Annotated in this window: 17 protein-coding genes and 1 pseudogene; 7 read left to right on the top strand and 11 right to left on the bottom strand. The window is 71.3% G+C overall.

The genetic code is table 11. The annotated features are described in order from the left end of the window. Positions 1-516, bottom strand: a complete 516-nt coding sequence (locus AB5J54_RS22015; protein ID WP_369145614.1) for a GNAT family N-acetyltransferase — start codon at positions 514-516, stop codon at positions 1-3. A 64-nt stretch (positions 517-580) separates the two neighbouring features. After that, the gene (locus AB5J54_RS22020; protein WP_369145615.1) at positions 581-1,156 is read right to left on the bottom strand and encodes a TerD family protein; all 576 of its coding nucleotides are present in this window, start codon (positions 1,154-1,156) and stop codon (positions 581-583) included. Between the two features lie 119 nt (positions 1,157-1,275). Between AB5J54_RS22020 and arfB the strand changes: the two genes are divergently transcribed. Continuing rightward, positions 1,276-1,713, top strand: coding sequence for an alternative ribosome rescue aminoacyl-tRNA hydrolase ArfB (gene arfB / locus AB5J54_RS22025; protein ID WP_369145616.1), 438 nt, complete (start codon positions 1,276-1,278; stop codon positions 1,711-1,713). A 19-nt stretch (positions 1,714-1,732) separates the two neighbouring features. Here arfB and AB5J54_RS22030 read toward each other — a convergent pair. The 4 genes and pseudogenes from AB5J54_RS22030 to AB5J54_RS22045 form a co-directional block, all read right to left on the bottom strand. Beyond that, positions 1,733-2,712: pseudogene (locus AB5J54_RS22030) on the bottom strand (IS5 family transposase). Positions 2,713-2,785: 73 nt separating this feature from the next. After that, complete coding sequence (locus AB5J54_RS22035) at positions 2,786-3,160, bottom strand: hypothetical protein (protein ID WP_369145617.1); 375 nt, start codon at positions 3,158-3,160, stop codon at positions 2,786-2,788. Positions 3,161-3,203: 43 nt separating this feature from the next. Next, positions 3,204-3,971, bottom strand: a complete 768-nt coding sequence (locus AB5J54_RS22040; protein WP_369145618.1) for a GntR family transcriptional regulator — start codon at positions 3,969-3,971, stop codon at positions 3,204-3,206. After that, entirely contained in the window at positions 3,971-4,516 is a 546-nt protein-coding gene (locus AB5J54_RS22045) for a GntR family transcriptional regulator (protein ID WP_369145619.1), read from the bottom strand. Before AB5J54_RS22045 ends, AB5J54_RS22040 begins: the two co-directional genes overlap by 1 nt. 337 nt (positions 4,517-4,853) lie before the next feature. Between AB5J54_RS22045 and AB5J54_RS22050 the strand changes: the two genes are divergently transcribed. Beyond that, positions 4,854-4,985, top strand: a complete 132-nt coding sequence (locus AB5J54_RS22050) for a hypothetical protein (protein ID WP_369145620.1) — start codon at positions 4,854-4,856, stop codon at positions 4,983-4,985. An 84-nt stretch (positions 4,986-5,069) separates the two neighbouring features. Here the strand turns inward: AB5J54_RS22050 and AB5J54_RS22055 are convergent, their stop codons facing one another. Next, complete coding sequence (locus AB5J54_RS22055; RefSeq protein WP_369145621.1) at positions 5,070-5,498, bottom strand: RidA family protein; 429 nt, start codon at positions 5,496-5,498, stop codon at positions 5,070-5,072. Positions 5,499-5,540: 42 nt separating this feature from the next. Beyond that, positions 5,541-6,104, bottom strand: a complete 564-nt coding sequence (locus AB5J54_RS22060) for a flavin reductase family protein (RefSeq protein WP_369145622.1) — start codon at positions 6,102-6,104, stop codon at positions 5,541-5,543. Positions 6,105-6,365: 261 nt separating this feature from the next. Between AB5J54_RS22060 and cdgB the strand changes: the two genes are divergently transcribed. Further along, on the top strand, positions 6,366-8,084 hold the full coding sequence (cdgB, locus tag AB5J54_RS22065) for a diguanylate cyclase CdgB (protein ID WP_369145623.1): 1,719 nt from the start codon (positions 6,366-6,368) through the stop codon (positions 8,082-8,084). A gap of 73 nt (positions 8,085-8,157) precedes the next feature. Next, the gene (locus AB5J54_RS22070; protein ID WP_369145624.1) at positions 8,158-9,117 is read left to right on the top strand and encodes a CBM35 domain-containing protein; all 960 of its coding nucleotides are present in this window, start codon (positions 8,158-8,160) and stop codon (positions 9,115-9,117) included. Positions 9,118-9,631: 514 nt separating this feature from the next. Here AB5J54_RS22070 and AB5J54_RS22075 read toward each other — a convergent pair. The 3 genes from AB5J54_RS22075 to AB5J54_RS22085 all read right to left on the bottom strand — a co-directional run bounded on the left by AB5J54_RS22075 (position 9,632) and on the right by AB5J54_RS22085 (position 12,778). After that, entirely contained in the window at positions 9,632-10,558 is a 927-nt protein-coding gene (locus AB5J54_RS22075) for a 1-phosphofructokinase family hexose kinase (RefSeq protein ID WP_369145625.1), read from the bottom strand. A 127-nt stretch (positions 10,559-10,685) separates the two neighbouring features. Further along, on the bottom strand, positions 10,686-11,840 hold the full coding sequence (gene nagA, locus AB5J54_RS22080) for an N-acetylglucosamine-6-phosphate deacetylase (protein WP_369145626.1): 1,155 nt from the start codon (positions 11,838-11,840) through the stop codon (positions 10,686-10,688). Continuing rightward, positions 11,840-12,778: an ROK family protein gene (locus tag AB5J54_RS22085; RefSeq protein WP_369145627.1), complete on the bottom strand. Its 939-nt coding sequence runs from the start codon at positions 12,776-12,778 to the stop codon at positions 11,840-11,842. Before AB5J54_RS22085 ends, nagA begins: the two co-directional genes overlap by 1 nt. A gap of 230 nt (positions 12,779-13,008) precedes the next feature. Between AB5J54_RS22085 and AB5J54_RS22090 the strand changes: the two genes are divergently transcribed. Genes AB5J54_RS22090 through otsB form a run of 3 tightly spaced genes read left to right on the top strand, consistent with a single transcriptional unit; the run spans position 13,009 to position 15,532 of the window. Then, positions 13,009-14,292, top strand: a complete 1,284-nt coding sequence (locus AB5J54_RS22090) for an extracellular solute-binding protein (RefSeq protein ID WP_369145628.1) — start codon at positions 13,009-13,011, stop codon at positions 14,290-14,292. Between the two features lie 37 nt (positions 14,293-14,329). Continuing rightward, positions 14,330-14,590: a DUF3263 domain-containing protein gene (locus AB5J54_RS22095; RefSeq protein ID WP_369145629.1), complete on the top strand. Its 261-nt coding sequence runs from the start codon at positions 14,330-14,332 to the stop codon at positions 14,588-14,590. Positions 14,591-14,650: 60 nt separating this feature from the next. Further along, positions 14,651-15,532, top strand: coding sequence for a trehalose-phosphatase (otsB, locus tag AB5J54_RS22100; protein WP_369145630.1), 882 nt, complete (start codon positions 14,651-14,653; stop codon positions 15,530-15,532). The last annotated feature ends 14 nt before the right edge of the window (positions 15,533-15,546 follow it).

The raw sequence follows: 15,546 nt of genomic DNA on the forward strand, positions 1-15,546 counted from the left end.
TCAGGCCAGGGACTTCCGCATCACGATGCACGCCCGGCCGTGCGCGAGGTCCGGGCGGCGGTCCGTCTCCTCGTAACCGAGCGCCGTCCAGAAGGCCAGCGCCTTCGGGTTGTTCTCCAGCACGGCGAGCCGCAGCCCCGTACGGCCGTCGGCGCGGAATCGGTCCTCGACGTACGCGGCGAGCCGGCGGCCGTGCCCCGCGCGCCGCTCGTCCCCGTGGACCATGAGCAGCCCCAGCCACGGATCGGGCTCCGCCGGGTCCGGGTGGCGGCCCAGGGTGATGGCGACGGCGACGAGCCGGCCCTCGGAGCGGGCCAGGAGCACCTCGGCGGTCGGCTGCGCGAGCTCCTCGGCGAGCGCGGCCGCGACCTGCTCGGGCCGGATGTCGGACGGATCCGGGAAGTCGCCGCTGAGCTGCTGGAACTCCTCGTTGGAGGCGTAGAGCGCGGTGAGCTCGGTGAGCAGCTCGCCGGGGAGGGCGTGCGCTTCCGTGTGCGGGAGGGCTTCGACGATCACGCGCCACAGGGTAGAGCCCCGGCGGGCATCCCGGCCGGGGCTCTGCGCCGTTCGCGGCGAAGCGTCAGATGCTGACGCCGAAGTCGCGGGCGATGCCTTCGAGACCCGAGGCGTAGCCCTGGCCCACGGCGCGGAACTTCCACTCGGCGCCGTTGCGGTACAGCTCGCCGAAGACCATGGCCGTCTCGACGGCGGCGTCCTCGGAGAGGTCGTAGCGGGCGAGCTCGGCGCCGCCGGCCTGGTTCACGATGCGGATGTACGCGTTGCGCACCTGGCCGAAGTTCTGCGAGCGGGACACCGCGTCGTAGATGGAGACCGGGAAGACGATCTTCTCGACGTTCGGCGGGAGGGCCGCGAGGTTGACGTTGATCTGCTCGTCGTCGCCGCCGCCCTCACCGGTGCGGTTGTCACCGGTGTGCACGATCGTCTGGTCCGGCGTCGCCTTGTTGTTGAAGAAGACGAAGTGGGCGTCGGAGGCGACCCGCCCGGAGGCGTCCACGCCGATCGCCGAGGCGTCGAGGTCGAAGTCGGTGCCGGTGGTGGTGCGGACGTCCCAGCCGAGGCCCACGGTGACGGCGGCGAGGCCCGGGGCCTCCTTGGTCAGGGAGACGTTGCCGCCCTTGGACAGGCTCACAGCCATGGAAAGTCCCTTTCGTCGTGATGTCGTCGCTCGCCTGGAGAAACGCGCTGCGGCGGCCGTCGGTTCCCGGCCGCCTCCGAGGGAAAACAGGATGACTCCTCCGGCCCCCTGCGGGGAACATGGAGGGCATGTCCGGTCCGTATCCCATCCGCGGCTCCGTCTCGCTGCCCGAGGCCGAGCTCCAGTGGCGTTTCTCGCGGTCGTCGGGGCCGGGCGGTCAGCACGTCAACACCAGCGACTCCCAGGTGGAGCTCCGCTTCGACCTCGCGGCCACCGACGCGCTCCCCGAGGTGTGGAAGGCCCGCGCCCTGGAGCGGCTCGCCTCCCGCCTGGTCAACGGCGTCGTCACGGTCCGCGCCTCGGAGCACCGCTCCCAGTGGCGCAACCGCGAGACGGCCGCGGTCCGCCTGGCGGCCCTCCTCGCCGAGGCGACGGCCCCACCGCCGAAGCCCCGCCGCCCGACGAAGATCCCGCGCGGGATCAACGAGCGCCGGCTGCGCGAGAAGAAACAGCGCTCGGAGACCAAGCGGACCCGCCGGTCCCGCGACTGGAGCTAGGGCCTGTGTGACGTTGCGATCAGTTGGCGGTCTTCAGGAGGTCGTCGATCCAGATCATCGCGGCGCGGAGGTGGAGGCCGGCGAGGTAGCTCTCGGGTGATTTGTCGTAGCGGGTGGCGATCCCGCGCCAGGCCTTCAGCTTGTTGATCAGCCGCTCGACGGTGTTCCGTTCCTTGTAGAGATCGGCATCGTGGCCGACGGGTCGGCCACCCCTCGCGCCCTTCTTCTTCCGGTTGGCGGCCTGGTCCTTCTTCTCCGGGATGACCGCCTTGATGTTGCGTTTGCGCAGGTAGGCGCGGTTGCCGCGGGATGAGTAGGCCTTGTCCGCGGCGACCGCGCCGGGCCTGGTGCGGGGGCGGCCGACGGGCAGACGGACCCGCACCCTGCCCAGCACGGGGATGAACTGCGGGCTGTCAGCGGCCTGCCCGGCGGTCAGGACGAACGCGAGCGGACGGCATTTGCGGTCCGCGGCGAGATGGACCTTGCTGGTCAACCCGCCCCGGGATCTGCCGAGCAGGGCTTCCTTGAGGCGGAGCTTGCGTCGGCGTCGGACGCGTCGACGCTCGGCGTGTCCGTTCTGTTCCTCCGGACCGCCCCCTTTTGCCGGGCCTCCTCCTGCTCGCGTGCAGCCTCTTCCAGGGCCTCCATGAGGTCCTTGCCGATACGCATCCCGGCGGCGTCGTGGTGGGCGCGGACCGTGGTGGAGTCCACGCTGACCAGCGACAAGTCCGTTCTCCCCGCGCGGGCCGCCTCGGCGATCAGGCCTTCGAGCAGGGCGGAGAAGACGCCGGCGTCCCGCCAGACCCTGAAGCGCCCGTAGACGGTGGGCCATGGGCCGAACTCGGAGGGCATCTCGCGCCACTGTGCGCTGGACCGGAACCGCCAGATCACCCCTTCCAACTGTTCCCGCAGTCGTTCCGGGTACGGGCCGAACCTGCCGATCGGCAGGTAGGGCTCGATGAACTTCCACTGAGCATCGGTGAGTTGCCTGCGCGTCACGACCAATGTCCTACCGGGTTCCACCCCACGGAGAGGACAGAACCCAGCAACTGATCACAACGTCACACAGGCCCTAGACCCACCCCTCGTCGAGACGGATCGTCCAGGCGTCTCCCACCGCGCGTTTCAGATGGACCAGCGCCGCAACGTCCGCGATGGCCGCCGGCGCGTCGGACAACCGCAACGGCGAGTCGGGTACACCGCGCCGGGTGTACGTGGGCGACTCTCCGCCGCAGTCGAAGGCATGGAGCGGCGGCAGGGGATCATCGCCGAACCACATGGGGTGGTTCTCCTCGGCCCAGGCGGCTGCGGCGTCGACACGGTCCAGATGCGCCAGCAGCGGTACGGGGGCGGGACCGTGGCTGAACTGTACGAGGAACCCCTCGGCGTCGACCGCCCACCAGTCCCACGTGAATCCGGGTCGAGGATGCCGCAGGATCTCCGCCATGCCGCCACGGTATCCGGCCGACGAAGGCCCAGCGAAGATGTTCTCAGGTCACTGGCAGCCTGTAGCGCATCCGGTAGCGGTGTGCCGCCTTCGTCATCAACGTGACCTCGATCGGACGCCGGGCGTCGGAGTAGACCACGCGGAAGGCCACCAGCACCGGCATGTCCTTCGGGAGCTCCAGCGCCACGACCTCCTCCTCCGTCGGGATCTCGGACGACAGTTCGTCCACGAACTCGCGCGGAGGGAAGCCCATCGAATCGAGCAGCGCCGGTGTGCCACCTCGGATCCGCTTCTTGTCCAGCACGGCCGTGCCCTCGACCAGGCTCAGCGGGTAGTACGACCTCGTGAGTTCCGTCGGCTCCTCGTCCAGGAAGAGGATCTGCTTGCGGAGCACGGCACGCTCGCCATCCTCCAGGTGCAGGGCTTCGGCGACTTCCTCCGGCGGGACGACGACCTCGACGGCGAGGAGCTGAACCCTGCCGACCTGCTCCCGCTTCGCGGCTTCGGATACCCACGGATAGGGGTCGTCCGGACCGGCGGGCCTCATGTACGCGGCCGGCTCGATCGACCGCTGCGCGTGCTGTCGGACGTACACCCCCTTGCCCGGCAGTCCTTCCAGGAGCCCCTCGGCCTTCAGTGCCTGGAGGGCCTTCTGGACGGTCGTGTTGGCCACGCCGCCGTACTGCTCCATCAGCTCGGCCGTCGAGCCCAGTTTGCTTCCCGGAGGGAGGTCTCCGCGGGTGATCTGCCGTCGAAGATCCGCCGCGATCTTCTGGTGCGGTGATCTCGGATCCTTGAACTCCTTCGCCATCACGCGTCCTGCTTCCCGAGCCGATAGGTGAGGTGCCTGTCGGCCGGCATGGTCATCACGGAGGCCTCCATCGGCGTCCCGTCGCCGGTCAGGGTCAGGCGGAGCAGTCGGAGGACGGCACTGCCTTCAGGGAGGCCCAATTGCTCCCGCTCCTCCGCGGTGGAGAGGGCGGCGCTCACGTCCTCCACGACCTCGGCGCCGGTGTACCCCAGCTCCTTGAGCAGCGTGACGGCGCCGCCGGGCACCTTGCGCGGCTCCGCCAGGGGCGTGTCTCCGGCGATGGCGACGGGGTAGTAGGAATCGGCGAGTTCCACGGGCTGGTCGTCGAGCAGGATCAGTCGGCGCCGGACGACCACATGCTCGGTGGCAGGCAACCGGAGGGCAGCGCGGACGGGGTCCGGGGCGTCCACCAGGCCTGCGTGGAGGAGTCGTTGGCCGCCGCGGTGCCCACGGCGAGCGGCCTCGTCGGTCCATGCGTCGCTCTGACCAGGCTTGCGCGGGGCCAGGTACGGCGCGGTCTCGCTGATCCATGCATCGCCCGACATGTTCCTACCTCCGGCTCACTGTTGTCAGCGACCCTACTTCCTCGCTCATGACGGGAAGCGAAGCCTTAAGCGCTTGCCGCTTTAAGTGGTTTGCGCTTAAGGTCCTTGCCATGGAAGCGACGGATGCTGACGAAGCGCGGCATGGTGTTCCCGTACCGCCGGAGGGCTTGAGTCCGGCTCTCCGCGCCCGTGCCGAGGCCGGGTGGCAGAAGTTCCTCGACCGGTGGTGCGACAGCTCCCGCGATGAGCCCGAGTGACTGCCCTGGGCGTCGAAGGCGAGGAGGAGCACCCCCTTCTTCGTGGGAGGGTTCGCGATATCGCGAGCGGGGGTGAAGGGGTGCTGACCGCCGTCCTCCACGAGTGGCACGGCGGACGGCTCCTGCGTATCGCCTATGTGCAGCCGGCCACCGGCATCACCTGGACCACGGCGGTCGACAACATCAGGCCCGCCCGGTGCTCGGACGCATAGCCCTCCGGAAGCCGAGCTGGAGGCACTGCGAGGCGCACGTGGATGCGCGACTCGGTGGGGGCGTGTGGCGTTCGGAGAGGGGCCTCAGCCGGGCAGGGTCGCGGTGAGGTCCAGCTCGACGAGCTGGTCCGAGAAGCCCAGTTGGGCGACTCCCAGGAGGGTGCTGGCCGTGGTGAACGCCGGGCCCAGGGGGGAGGCCGTGAGGCGGCTCCACACCGCTCCCAGGGCGTCCCTGTCGTCGCTCCGTACGTAGATCACCGACCGGACCACGTGGTGGGGCCGGGCGTTCACCGCTGCCAGGGCGGTGAGGGCGTTCGCGACCACCTGGTCGACCTGCGCCTCGAAGGAGCCGGGGCCGACCAGTGCGCCGTTCCGGTCCAGGGGGCACTGCCCCGCCAGGTAGGCCGTGCGGCCCGACTCGACCACCGTGATGTGGTGGTAGCCGGGAGTCTCGTGCAGCTGCTCGGGGTTGATGCGGGTGATCTTCTCGGTCTTCTCGGTCGCCTCGGTCATCGCGCGAGTCTGGCCGGTGAGGTGCCCCGCGCGCACCACCATTTACGACAGGTGCCGGTACTTCCCCTGGAAGTACGTGAGGGGTCCGCCGCCGGACGAGGGAAGGCCGACCGTCAGGACCCGGCCCACCACGAGCGTGTGGTCGCCGGCCGCGACCCGGCTCTCCGTGCGGCACTCCAGGACCGACAGCGCGCCGTCCATGAGCGGGGCGCCGCTCTCCTTGCCGCGCGTGTACGGCAGGTCGGCGAAGAGGAGACGGTCGCTGACGCGGTTCTTCATGGCGAAGCGCCCGGCGATGTGCCGCTGGTCCTCGGCGAGGACCGACACCGCCCACACCGGGACGTCGGTGAGCAGGTCGTCCATGCGGGAGCCGTTGCGGAGGCTGACGAGGACCAGGGGCGGGTCGAGGGAGACCGACATGAAGGCGGTGGCCGTCATGCCGACGTCCTCGCCGCGCGGGCCGTCGTCGGGATCGTGCGCGGTCACCAGGACCACGCCCGCCGCGAGGCGGGACATCGCCGCCCGGAACTCGTCGTTGCTCACCCCCTCAGCATGAGGGATGGCCAGATCGGACACGGGGGGCGAGGCTGGGGTCTTCTGGAGCACGTCTGCACGCTAGTCCCGGCCCTCCGCGCCTCGCATCGGGCCGGGGGACCAGACCCGCACCCCCGACGGACCTAGGTCCTGTCATATGCGGGCAGCTGGTGCGACCCGCCATCATCTGCTGTGACTTGAGTCACAGAGGGCGGTATTTGTTGACCCTGTGTACCTGGGGCGCAGCTCGCTGTGATTCAGTGGCGGTGACAGTGCAACACGAAGCCGATGAGAACCCTGGAGTTGCTGTCGAGGTCTCGGGGAGAGCGAGCGATGGAGACCGAGTCGGAGCCTTACGTCCGTCTCTCGACCCTGCGGCAGCTGCATCAGGTCGTGGCGGACCTCAATACTGCCCGCAGCCTGGCGGACACCCTGCAGACCGTCGCCGACGGTGTGGTCGCCGGTCTCAACTACGAGCTGGCCTGCGTCAACCTCGTCCGCCCCGACGGTGACCTCGTCGTCGCCGCCTTCGCCGGAAGCTCCGCCGCGGAGGCCCTGATCACCGGCCGTGTCGGCTCCCGCTCCTCCTGGGAGCGGCGCCTGTCCATGGGAGTCTCCTGGGGCGACCTGCGGTTCATCCCGCACACCGAGGGCTGGGTCCTCATGGAGGACGACGTCCCCCAGTGGCACACCGACGGGCCCGCGCCCCGCTTCGAGGACGAGTGGCACCCGCACGACCGGCTCTACGCCCCGATGTACGCCTCCGGCTCCGGCCGTGAGCTCCTCGGCGTCATATCCGTCGACCGCCCGCGCAACGGCCGGCACCCCGGCCCCTGGGGCCAGGAAGCGCTCCAGATGTACGCCTCGCAGTCCGCGATCGCCATCAGCAACGCCCGGCTCCGCTCCAACATGCAGCGCGCCCTGGTCCGCCTGGAGCGCGAGCAGCAGGCCCTGCGGGCCTCCGAGGAGTCCTTCCGGCAGGCCTTCGAGTACGCCCCCTCCGGCATGGCCATCGCCGAGATGGGCGGCGACCAGCACGGCCGCCTCCTGCGCACCAACGACGCCCTGTGCCGGCTCCTCGGCCGCCCCGCCTCCGTGATGCGGCGCTACTCCTTCGCCGACCTCGTCCACCCCGAGGACATCGGCACCCTGCTCCGGACCTCCGCCGAGGGCGGCCGGGCCGAGCTGCGGCTCGGGCGCCGGGACGGCACGTACGTCTGGGTCTCCCTCCGGAACTCGGTGGTCGCCGACACCGCCGACGGGCCCCGCTTCCTCCTCACCCACGTCGAGGACATCGAGGAGCGCAAGCGGCACGAGCTCCAGCTCGCCCACCGGGCCTCGCACGACGCCCTCACCGGCCTCCCCAACAGCGCCGAGCTGCGCTCCCGGCTCTCGGCCCGGCTCTGCGAGCGCCCGTCGGCGCCGGGGGACGAGGCCGCGTACGGGGTGTACGACTCCCAGCGGGACGGCGGCTACGGCACGGGCCACGACGGCGCCGCCTACGAGCCCGGGCACGACTCCGGGTACGAGGTGCAGCCCCAGCCGTACGAGCACGAGCACGAGCACGGTTTCGGTTTCGAGCCGGCGGGCGGCGGCCCGTACGACCACCATGTGCACATCGTGGCGCCCACCGGGGGCGAGGTCGACGACGGGACCAAGGGGCTCGCGGTCCTCTTCTGCGATCTCGACGGCTTCAAGTCGATCAACGACCGCTTCGGGCACCACACCGGCGACGCCGTCCTCATCGAGGTCGCGCGCCGGCTCACCACCGGTGTGCGGGACGGTGACACCGTCGCCCGGCTCGGCGGGGACGAGTTCGTCGTCCTCGCCGACGGCCTGGGTGCCGCCGACGCCGCCGACCTGGCCGTACGCCTGCGCAACGCGATCATTCCGCCGATCCGGGTGGACGGCCGGGCGGTTCGTGTCGGGGCGAGTTTCGGCATCGGTTGGGCCGAGTGCGGGATGACCGTGGAAGAGGTCCTGAACTCGGCGGACCAGCGGATGTACGTGGAGAAACGCTCCCGCGCGAAGGTCCACCGGCGGGCGGGCTGAGTCGCGCGCTGGTCCGTTCGGGGTAGGCTCGGCCGGTCGGCGACGGCTGGCGAGCATGGAGAGGATGACCCGGATGGCTGCCGGTAACGACGGCGCGAACAAGCCCGAGGACGACGATCCTTTCGGCTACCTCTACGAGGACGGCCAGGCGGCGGGTGCCCGTCCCCCGCAGGGCGGCGGCTACGGCTACCCCGGCCCCGCCCCCGCGCAGCCGGGCGTGCCCCGGACCTCGTACAACCAGGTCAGAACGGTCGGCGAGCGTCAGTACGGCCACCAGCAGCAGCAGCCGTATGTGCCGCCGCAGCAGCAGGCCGCGTACGGCAGGCCGCAGGCGCAGTACGCCGCGCCGGAGACGTACGGCGCCCAGCCGCAGACCCGCACGATCCCGCCCCAGCGCGGCGGCTCCGGCCGCGGGCCCAACACCAAGGGCCTCCTGATCGGTGCGGTCGCCGTGGTGGCGGTCGTCGTGATCGGCATCACGGCCGCGGTGATCTCCAACTCGGGCAACGAGAAGGACAAGGACGACAAGGCCGGCGGGAACACCCCGTCGACCGCGCCGTCCCAGGCCTCGCAGACGCCGAGCACCGAGCCGAGCGCCGACAAGACCCCGGACGAGCTCCCGAAGCAGGACGCGGCGACGCTGACGCTGGGCGGGTCGGCGACCACGGAGCAGGCCGTCAAGGGTGCCGAGGGTGCCGGCGGCGTGTACGTCTCGGGCTTCAACGCACCCGGCGCCTCCGTGACCTGGAAGGCGAACATGCCGACGGCGGGCAAGTACCGCCTGACCGTCCGCTACGCCATCCCTGCGGTGGACGCCAACGCCACCCTGACGGTCAACGGCAAGGCGAACAGCCAGCCGATCGGACTGAAGAACTTCATCGGTTCCTCGGACCCGAACCTGGAGAAGAACTGGCAGACCACCTGGGCGCCGGTCGAGCTCCAGAAGGGCGACAACGAGATCAAGATCTCGTGTGAGCAGGGCAACCAGTGCAACGTGCTGCTCGACTGGCTGGAAGTCACACCGGGCCAGTAGGAGGGCTCGTTCGCTTTCTCCGACACGACCTGAACGCTGCTCAACCCGACCGAAGACGTTTCATAAGATGATCTTCGGATGAGTTCCGTCCCTCAGTGACCGCGAGGGACGGACGGCGATTGAGGAGGCCCGAAGGTGCGTGCCATGGGAAAGATCGCGTCGGTTGGTGTGCTGGCAGTCAGTTTGTTTGCCGCGACAACTTCCTCGGCGTTTGCTGATGTAGCAGGGGCGTACGGGAAGGTCTCCTGGAACATTCGAGCATCGGCCTCGACGAACTCCGCCCTGATCGCCCGCATTTCGCCCTCCGGGAAGGTCCCGTGCTGGACGGCCACGTGCACCGGACGGGTGACGGGTGGTTACTACCAGTGCGCCAGCGGGGGCGCCTCGTACAACACCTGGACCCCCCTCAACTACCAGGGGAGGAAGGGGTGGGTCGCCGACAGGTGCGTGACCCTGGGGCGCATCGCCTGAGGTGTCGTCCCGCCGCGCGCTGCTGACAGCGGCGCGCGGTGGGTTACGGGGAGAACGGGTGCTCCGTCACCTTCACCCGCGTCAGCAGTTCCTCGTACGCCGTGGGGTCGTACTCACCGGCGACCGGGGAGAGGACCGTGGCCGCCGAGAGGGCGACCGCGCGGGTGAGGCGGTCGGGCCAGGGGGCCTCGTCGACCAGGCCCGAGAGGAGGCCGGCGACGGCGGAGTCGCCGGCGCCCGTGGGGTTGCCCCGCACCGCGGCCGGCGGGGCCGCGCGCCACAGGCCCTCCGGGGTGGCGGCGAGCATGCCCTCGGGGCCGAGGGAGGAGATCACCGCGTGGGCGCCGCGGCGGCGGGCGTCGCGGGTGGCCCGGTGGGGTTCGCGGGAGCCGGTGAGCTGGGCGAGTTCCTCGGCGTTCGGCTTGACGAGGTCGGGGCGGGCGGCGATGCCCCGGCGGAGGGGTTCGCCGCTGGTGTCCAGGAGGACGGGGACGCCGGCCGCCCGGGCGAGGCGGACGAGTTCCGCGTACGCGCCGACATGGATGCCCGGCGGGAGGCTGCCGCAGAGGGCGACCGCCCGGGCTCCGTCGAGGAGCTCCGTGAAGCGGGTGCGGAAGGCGGCCCATTCCGCGGCGGTGACGTTCGGGCCGGGTTCGTTGAGCTGGGTGGTGTCCCCGCTCGCGGTGTCGACGACGGCGACCGTGCGGCGGGTGGGTCCTGTGGTCTCGACGAGCTCGTCGCGGACCGGCGTCGACGCGAGCAGGTCCCGCAGCGTCGCGCCCGTCGCGCCGCCCGCGAAGCCGGTGGCGACCGTCTCGTACCCGAGGGCGGCGAGGACGCGGGCGACGTTGAGTCCCTTGCCGCCCGGCCGCTCGATGACCTGGGTGACGCGGTGGGAGGCGTGCGGGGTGAGGGCGGGGACCCGGTAGGTCAGGTCCAGTGCCGTGTTGAGGGTGACCGTGAGGATCAAGACCCGTCCACCCCCCGTACTCCGTGTGAAGTCCTGTGGAACGCTCGTTCCGACGGGCACCGATCATGCCAAAGGAAAGGCGGTTGGCCCAGACCCACGGCCAACCGCCTTCCGGAGTGACACCTGATCAGGCGGCCTTGTCCGCCGTCGGGTCGACGATCCACTCGCCCTTGCGCATGACGCCCTTCAGGTGGAACTCGGCGTCGAGGACCACGATGTCGGCGTCCTTGCCGGGTTCCAGGGAGCCCACCCGGTCGTACACGCCGAGCAGGCGGGCCGGGTTGGCGGAGATGGCCTGGACGACCGACTCGACGGGGAGCCCGTCGATGGTGGCGGCGCGCTGGAAGGCGCGGTCCAGGGTGAGGGTGGAGCCGGCGATGGAGCCGCCCTCGACGAGCCGGGCGACGCTGTCCTTCACGTCGACGGCCAGGGGGCCGAGCATGTAGCGGCCGTCGCCGAAGCCGGCGGCGTCCATGGCGTCGGTGATGAAGGCGACGCGCTCGGGCCCCGCGTGGTGGAAGGCGAGCTCCAGGGCGGCGGGGTGGAGGTGGGTGCCGTCGTTGATGAGCTCGACGGTGATCCGCTCGTCCTCCAGGAGCGCGGCGATCGGGCCGGGGGAGCGGTGGCCGAGCGCGGGCATCGCGTTGTAGAGGTGGGTGGCGACGGTGGCGCCCGCGTCGATGGCCGCCTGCGTCTGCTCGTACGTGGCGTCGGTGTGGCCGATGGCGGCGATCACTCCGTGCTCGGTGAGCAGGCGGACGGAGTCGAGGCCGCCGGGCAGCTCGGTGGCGAGGGTGACCATCTTGGCCTGGCCGCGGGCGGCGTCGATCAGCTTGCGGACCTCGGCGGGGTCGGGGTCGCGGAGCAGCGTCTCGTCGTGGGCGCCCTTGCGGCAGGGGGAGATGAACGGGCCCTCGAAGTGGAGGCCGGCGATCTCGCCCTGCTCGGCGAGCTCGGAGAGCAGGCCCGCGCGCCGGCCGAGGAAGTCCATGTCGCCGGTGACGAAGGAGGCGACGACGGTGGTGGTGCCGTGCAGGCGGTGGGTGTGGACGCCCTTGAGGACCTCGTCGACGGTGCCGGAGGTGAAGGACGCGCCGCCGCCGCCGTGGTTGTGCATGTCGACGAAGCCGGGGACGAGCCAGTGGCCGGTGAGGTCGATGGTGGGGGCGTTCTCGGGGGAGGAGCCCGCGATGCGGTCGCCGTCGACGATCACGCGTCCGTTCTCGACCGTTCCGGTGGGCAGCACGACGTGCGCGCCGGCGAGAACCTTGTGATCGGCCATCAGGCGGAAACCTCCGAGTCGAGGGAGAGAAGGTCCCAGGCGAGGAGGCCCGCGCCCAGGCATCCGGCGGTGTCCCCGAGGGCCGCCGGGACGATGGCGGGCAGCTTCTGGAACGTGACGCGTTCCTCCACGGCGGCCCGGAGGGGTGTGAACAAGGTTTCCCCGGCCTCGGCGAGACCGCCACCGATGATGAGCGTGCGGGGGTCGAGGAGGGTGAGCGCGGTGACGAGCCCGTCGGCGAGGGCGTCGACGGCCTCCTGCCAGACCCGTACGGCCGTGGGGTCGCCGGACTCGACGGCCTTGGCGCAGTCGGCGGCGTCCGCCTCCGGGTCGCCGCCGGCCTCGGCCCAGGCGAGGGAGACGGCGGAGGCGGAGGCGTACCGCTCCAGGCAGCCGCGCTGGCCGCAGCCGCATTCGGTGCCGCCGGGGCGGACGACGATGTGGCCGATCTCGCCGGCGTAGCCGTGGGCGCCGGCCTCGATGCGGTCGCCGATGCCGATGGCTCCGGCGATGCCGGTGCCGAGGGGCACGAAGAGGAAGCGGTCGGCGCCGTTGCCCGCGCCGATCCGGCCTTCGGCGAGGCCGCCGGTGCGGACGTCGTGGCCGAGGGCGACGGGGACGCCGTCGAGCCGGCGGCTGAGGAGTTCGCGCATGGGAACGTCGCGCCAGCCGAGGTTGGCGGCGTAGACGGCGATGCCGTTCTCGGCGTCGACGATGCCGGGGACGGCGACTCCGGCCGCGGCGGCGGGCTCTCCGTAGCGCTCCTGGCCGAGGGCGCGGAGGTCTTCGGCGAAGCCGAGGATCGTCTCCACCACGGCCTCGGGGCCGCGTTCGCGCCCGGTGGCGCGGCGGGCCTCGTGCAGCAGGGTGCCGTCCGCCCCGACGAGGGCGGCCTTCATACCGGTGCCGCCCACATCCAGGGCGATGACGTGTCTCACGGGGGACATTCTGGCGCGCGAGGTCCTAACAGGTCTAGTCCACTGGGCAGGATTGTTGCGCTCGGATACAAATTCGGGGCCGGCCATGGGTCCATGGTCCCGTCGCAGTTGCGGAAGTGATACCTGAGTGGTGTAGACCTCATGCCCGGGGGCGAGGCACACTTACGGCCCTGAGAAGTGCAAACACGCAGCTCAGTGCAGATGGACGACAGCTCAACGACGAGCAAAAGGTGGATGAAGCCGTGGAGCGGCGACGATTCCTTGGACTGACCGCGGCCGCCGCCGCCCTCGGACTGGCCACGACGGTCGCCGGCTGCGGCACCCTCGGCGGTGACTCCGGCGACGTGACCCTGAAGCTGGTCGCCGCCGACTACGACCTCACGGGTGGCGACACCACCAAGAAGTACTGGGCCGACCTCGTCGCCGCCTTCGAGGCGAAGCACCCCGGGGTCAAGGTCGAGGTCCAGGTCCTGTCCTGGGACGACGTCGACCGCAAGGTCGCCGAGATGGTCAAGGCCGGCCAGGCCCCCGACATCGCGCAGATCGGCGCCTACGCCGACTACGCGGCCGCCGGACAGCTCTACGCCGCCGACGAGCTCCTCTCCATCCCCGTCCAGGCCAACTTCCAGGGCTCGCTCGCCGCCGCCGGCGAGTACAAGCGCACCCAGTACGGCATGCCGTTCGTCGCCTCCACCCGGCCGCTCTTCTACAACAAGGCCCTCTTCCGCGAGGCCGGCGCCAAGGCCCCCACCACCTGGGACGAGCTCGTCGAGGCCGCCGAGAAGCTCAAGGCCAAGGGCGTCACCACCCCCTTCGCCCTGCCGCTCGGCCCCGAGGAGGCCCAGGCCGAGGCCCTCATGTGGCTGCTCAGCGGCGGCGGCGGCTGGACCGACGCGACCGACCGCTACGCCGTCGACTCCGAGGCCAACGTCCGCACCTTCGAGTGGCTCCGCAGCAACCTGGTCGGCAAGGACCTCACCGGCCCGGTCGCCCCCGGCAGGCTCAACCGCAAGGCCGCCTTCGCCGCCTTCGCGAACGGCGAGGTCGGCATGCTCAACGGCCACCCCTCGCTCCTCAAGGAGGCCGCGAAGAAGGGCGTCCAGGTCGGCCAGGTCCCCCTGCCCGGCGCCGAAGGCACGCCCAAGACCTCCATGGGCGTCGCCGACTGGATCATGGGCTTCAGGCAGAACGGCCACCACAAGGAGATCGGGGACTTCCTCAACTTCGTCTTCAGCGACGAGAACGTCCTGAAGTTCGCCGGGGACAACGATCTGCTGCCGGTCACCGTCACCGCCTCCACCCGTATGGAGACCGACCCCGCCCACGCCAACCTGCGCGTCTTCCTCGAAGTCCTGCCCGACTCCCAGCTCCCGCCGGTCGGCAAGACCTCCTGGGCCAAGGTCAGCGAGAACGTCAAGCAGAACATCGGCAAGGCCGTCGCCCCCGGCGGCAGGCCGGCCGACGTCCTCGGCCGGATCGGCCGGGAGGCGACCGCGCTGGAGAACGCCGAGTAGGTCGGCCGTGCGGACAGCCGAGTAATAGGTTGTTCGTATGACCATCGGCGAGGGAACAGACGACGAGGCCGGGCTCGGGGAGCGCGAGCAGGCGCTCCTCGCCGTCGAGCGCCGCTCCTGGCCCGGTCCCGGTGCCAAGGAGCGGGCCGTCCGCGAGCGGCTCGGGCTCTCCCCGACCCGCTACTACCAGCTCCTCAACGCCCTCCTCGACGACCCGCGCGCCCTCGCCCACGACCCCGTCACGGTCAACCGGCTGCGCCGGGTCCGCGAGGAGAAGCAGCGCCGCCGCGAAGGGTGACTCCGGCCAGTGACTCCGGCCACGCTGACGTGACCCTCATGGGTCGGTAGGGTCGGAAGCATGGTCAGCAGCCTCCCGCACCCGACCTTCCCCAAACTCTCAACCCTGTTCGAGCAGGGGAGACCCCATTCCGCCGGCCGCGACGGCCTGGCCGCGCTTCTCGCGCGGCCCGAGAAGGCCGTCGTCGCCCTCGACTTCGACGGCACCCTCGCCGAGATCGTCCCCGACCCCGAGCAGGCCCGCGCCCACCCGGGTGCCGTGCCCGCCCTCGCCGCCCTCGCCCCCCAGGTCGCCTCGATCGCCGTCGTGACCGGCCGCCCCGCGGGGGTCGCCGTCCGTTACGGCGGCTTCGCCGGCGTCCCCGGTCTTGAGCACCTCGTCGTCCTCGGCCACTACGGCGCCGAACGCTGGGACGCCGTCACCGGCACCGTGCGGGCCGCCGCCCCGCACCCGGGCGTCGCCTCCGTCCGCGCCGAGCTCCCCGGCTTCCTCGACCGGGCCGGTGCCTGGCCGGGCGTGTGGATCGAGGAGAAGGGCCGCGCGGTCGCCGTCCACACCCGCCGCGCCCTCGAACCCGAGAGCGCCTTCGAGGCCCTCAAGGGCCCGCTCGGCGACCTGGCCGTCGCCCACGGTCTCGTCCTGGAGCCGGGCCGCATGGTCCTGGAGCTGCGGCCCCCGGGCATGGACAAGGGCGTCGCCCTTGCGGAGTACGTACGGGAGGTGGGCGCCGGGTCCGTGCTCTACGCGGGTGACGACCTGGGCGACCTGCCGGCCTTCGCGGCGGTCGAGAAGCTCCGCTCCGACGGCACTCCGGGCGTCCTGGTGTGCAGCGGCTCCACGGAGGTCCCGGAGCTGGCCGGCCGCGCGGACCTCTCGGTGGCGGGCCCGCCGGGCGTGGTGGAGTTCCTGGCGGAACTGGCGCGGGCGGTGCGGGAGGCCTGACGGGCCCCGGAAAC

This window comes from Streptomyces sp. R44, assembly GCF_041053105.1.
Lineage (GTDB): Bacteria > Actinomycetota > Actinomycetes > Streptomycetales > Streptomycetaceae > Streptomyces.

Excerpts from the sequence above, each read along its gene's own strand:
- AB5J54_RS22020 (WP_369145615.1), bottom strand. The coding sequence starts at position 1,156 with ATGGCTGTGAGCCTGTCCAAGGGCGGCAACGTCTCCCTGACCAAGGAG.
- arfB (WP_369145616.1), top strand. The coding sequence starts at position 1,276 with ATGGAGGGCATGTCCGGTCCGTATCCCATCCGCGGCTCCGTCTCGCTG.
- AB5J54_RS22035 (WP_369145617.1), bottom strand. The coding sequence starts at position 3,160 with ATGGCGGAGATCCTGCGGCATCCTCGACCCGGATTCACGTGGGACTGG.
- AB5J54_RS22040 (WP_369145618.1), bottom strand. The coding sequence starts at position 3,971 with ATGGCGAAGGAGTTCAAGGATCCGAGATCACCGCACCAGAAGATCGCG.
- AB5J54_RS22045 (WP_369145619.1), bottom strand. The coding sequence starts at position 4,516 with ATGTCGGGCGATGCATGGATCAGCGAGACCGCGCCGTACCTGGCCCCG.
- AB5J54_RS22055 (WP_369145621.1), bottom strand. The coding sequence starts at position 5,498 with ATGACCGAGGCGACCGAGAAGACCGAGAAGATCACCCGCATCAACCCC.
- cdgB (WP_369145623.1), top strand. The coding sequence starts at position 6,366 with ATGGAGACCGAGTCGGAGCCTTACGTCCGTCTCTCGACCCTGCGGCAG.
- AB5J54_RS22070 (WP_369145624.1), top strand. The coding sequence starts at position 8,158 with ATGGCTGCCGGTAACGACGGCGCGAACAAGCCCGAGGACGACGATCCT.
- nagA (WP_369145626.1), bottom strand. The coding sequence starts at position 11,840 with ATGGCCGATCACAAGGTTCTCGCCGGCGCGCACGTCGTGCTGCCCACC.
- AB5J54_RS22095 (WP_369145629.1), top strand. The coding sequence starts at position 14,330 with ATGACCATCGGCGAGGGAACAGACGACGAGGCCGGGCTCGGGGAGCGC.
- otsB (WP_369145630.1), top strand. The coding sequence starts at position 14,651 with ATGGTCAGCAGCCTCCCGCACCCGACCTTCCCCAAACTCTCAACCCTG.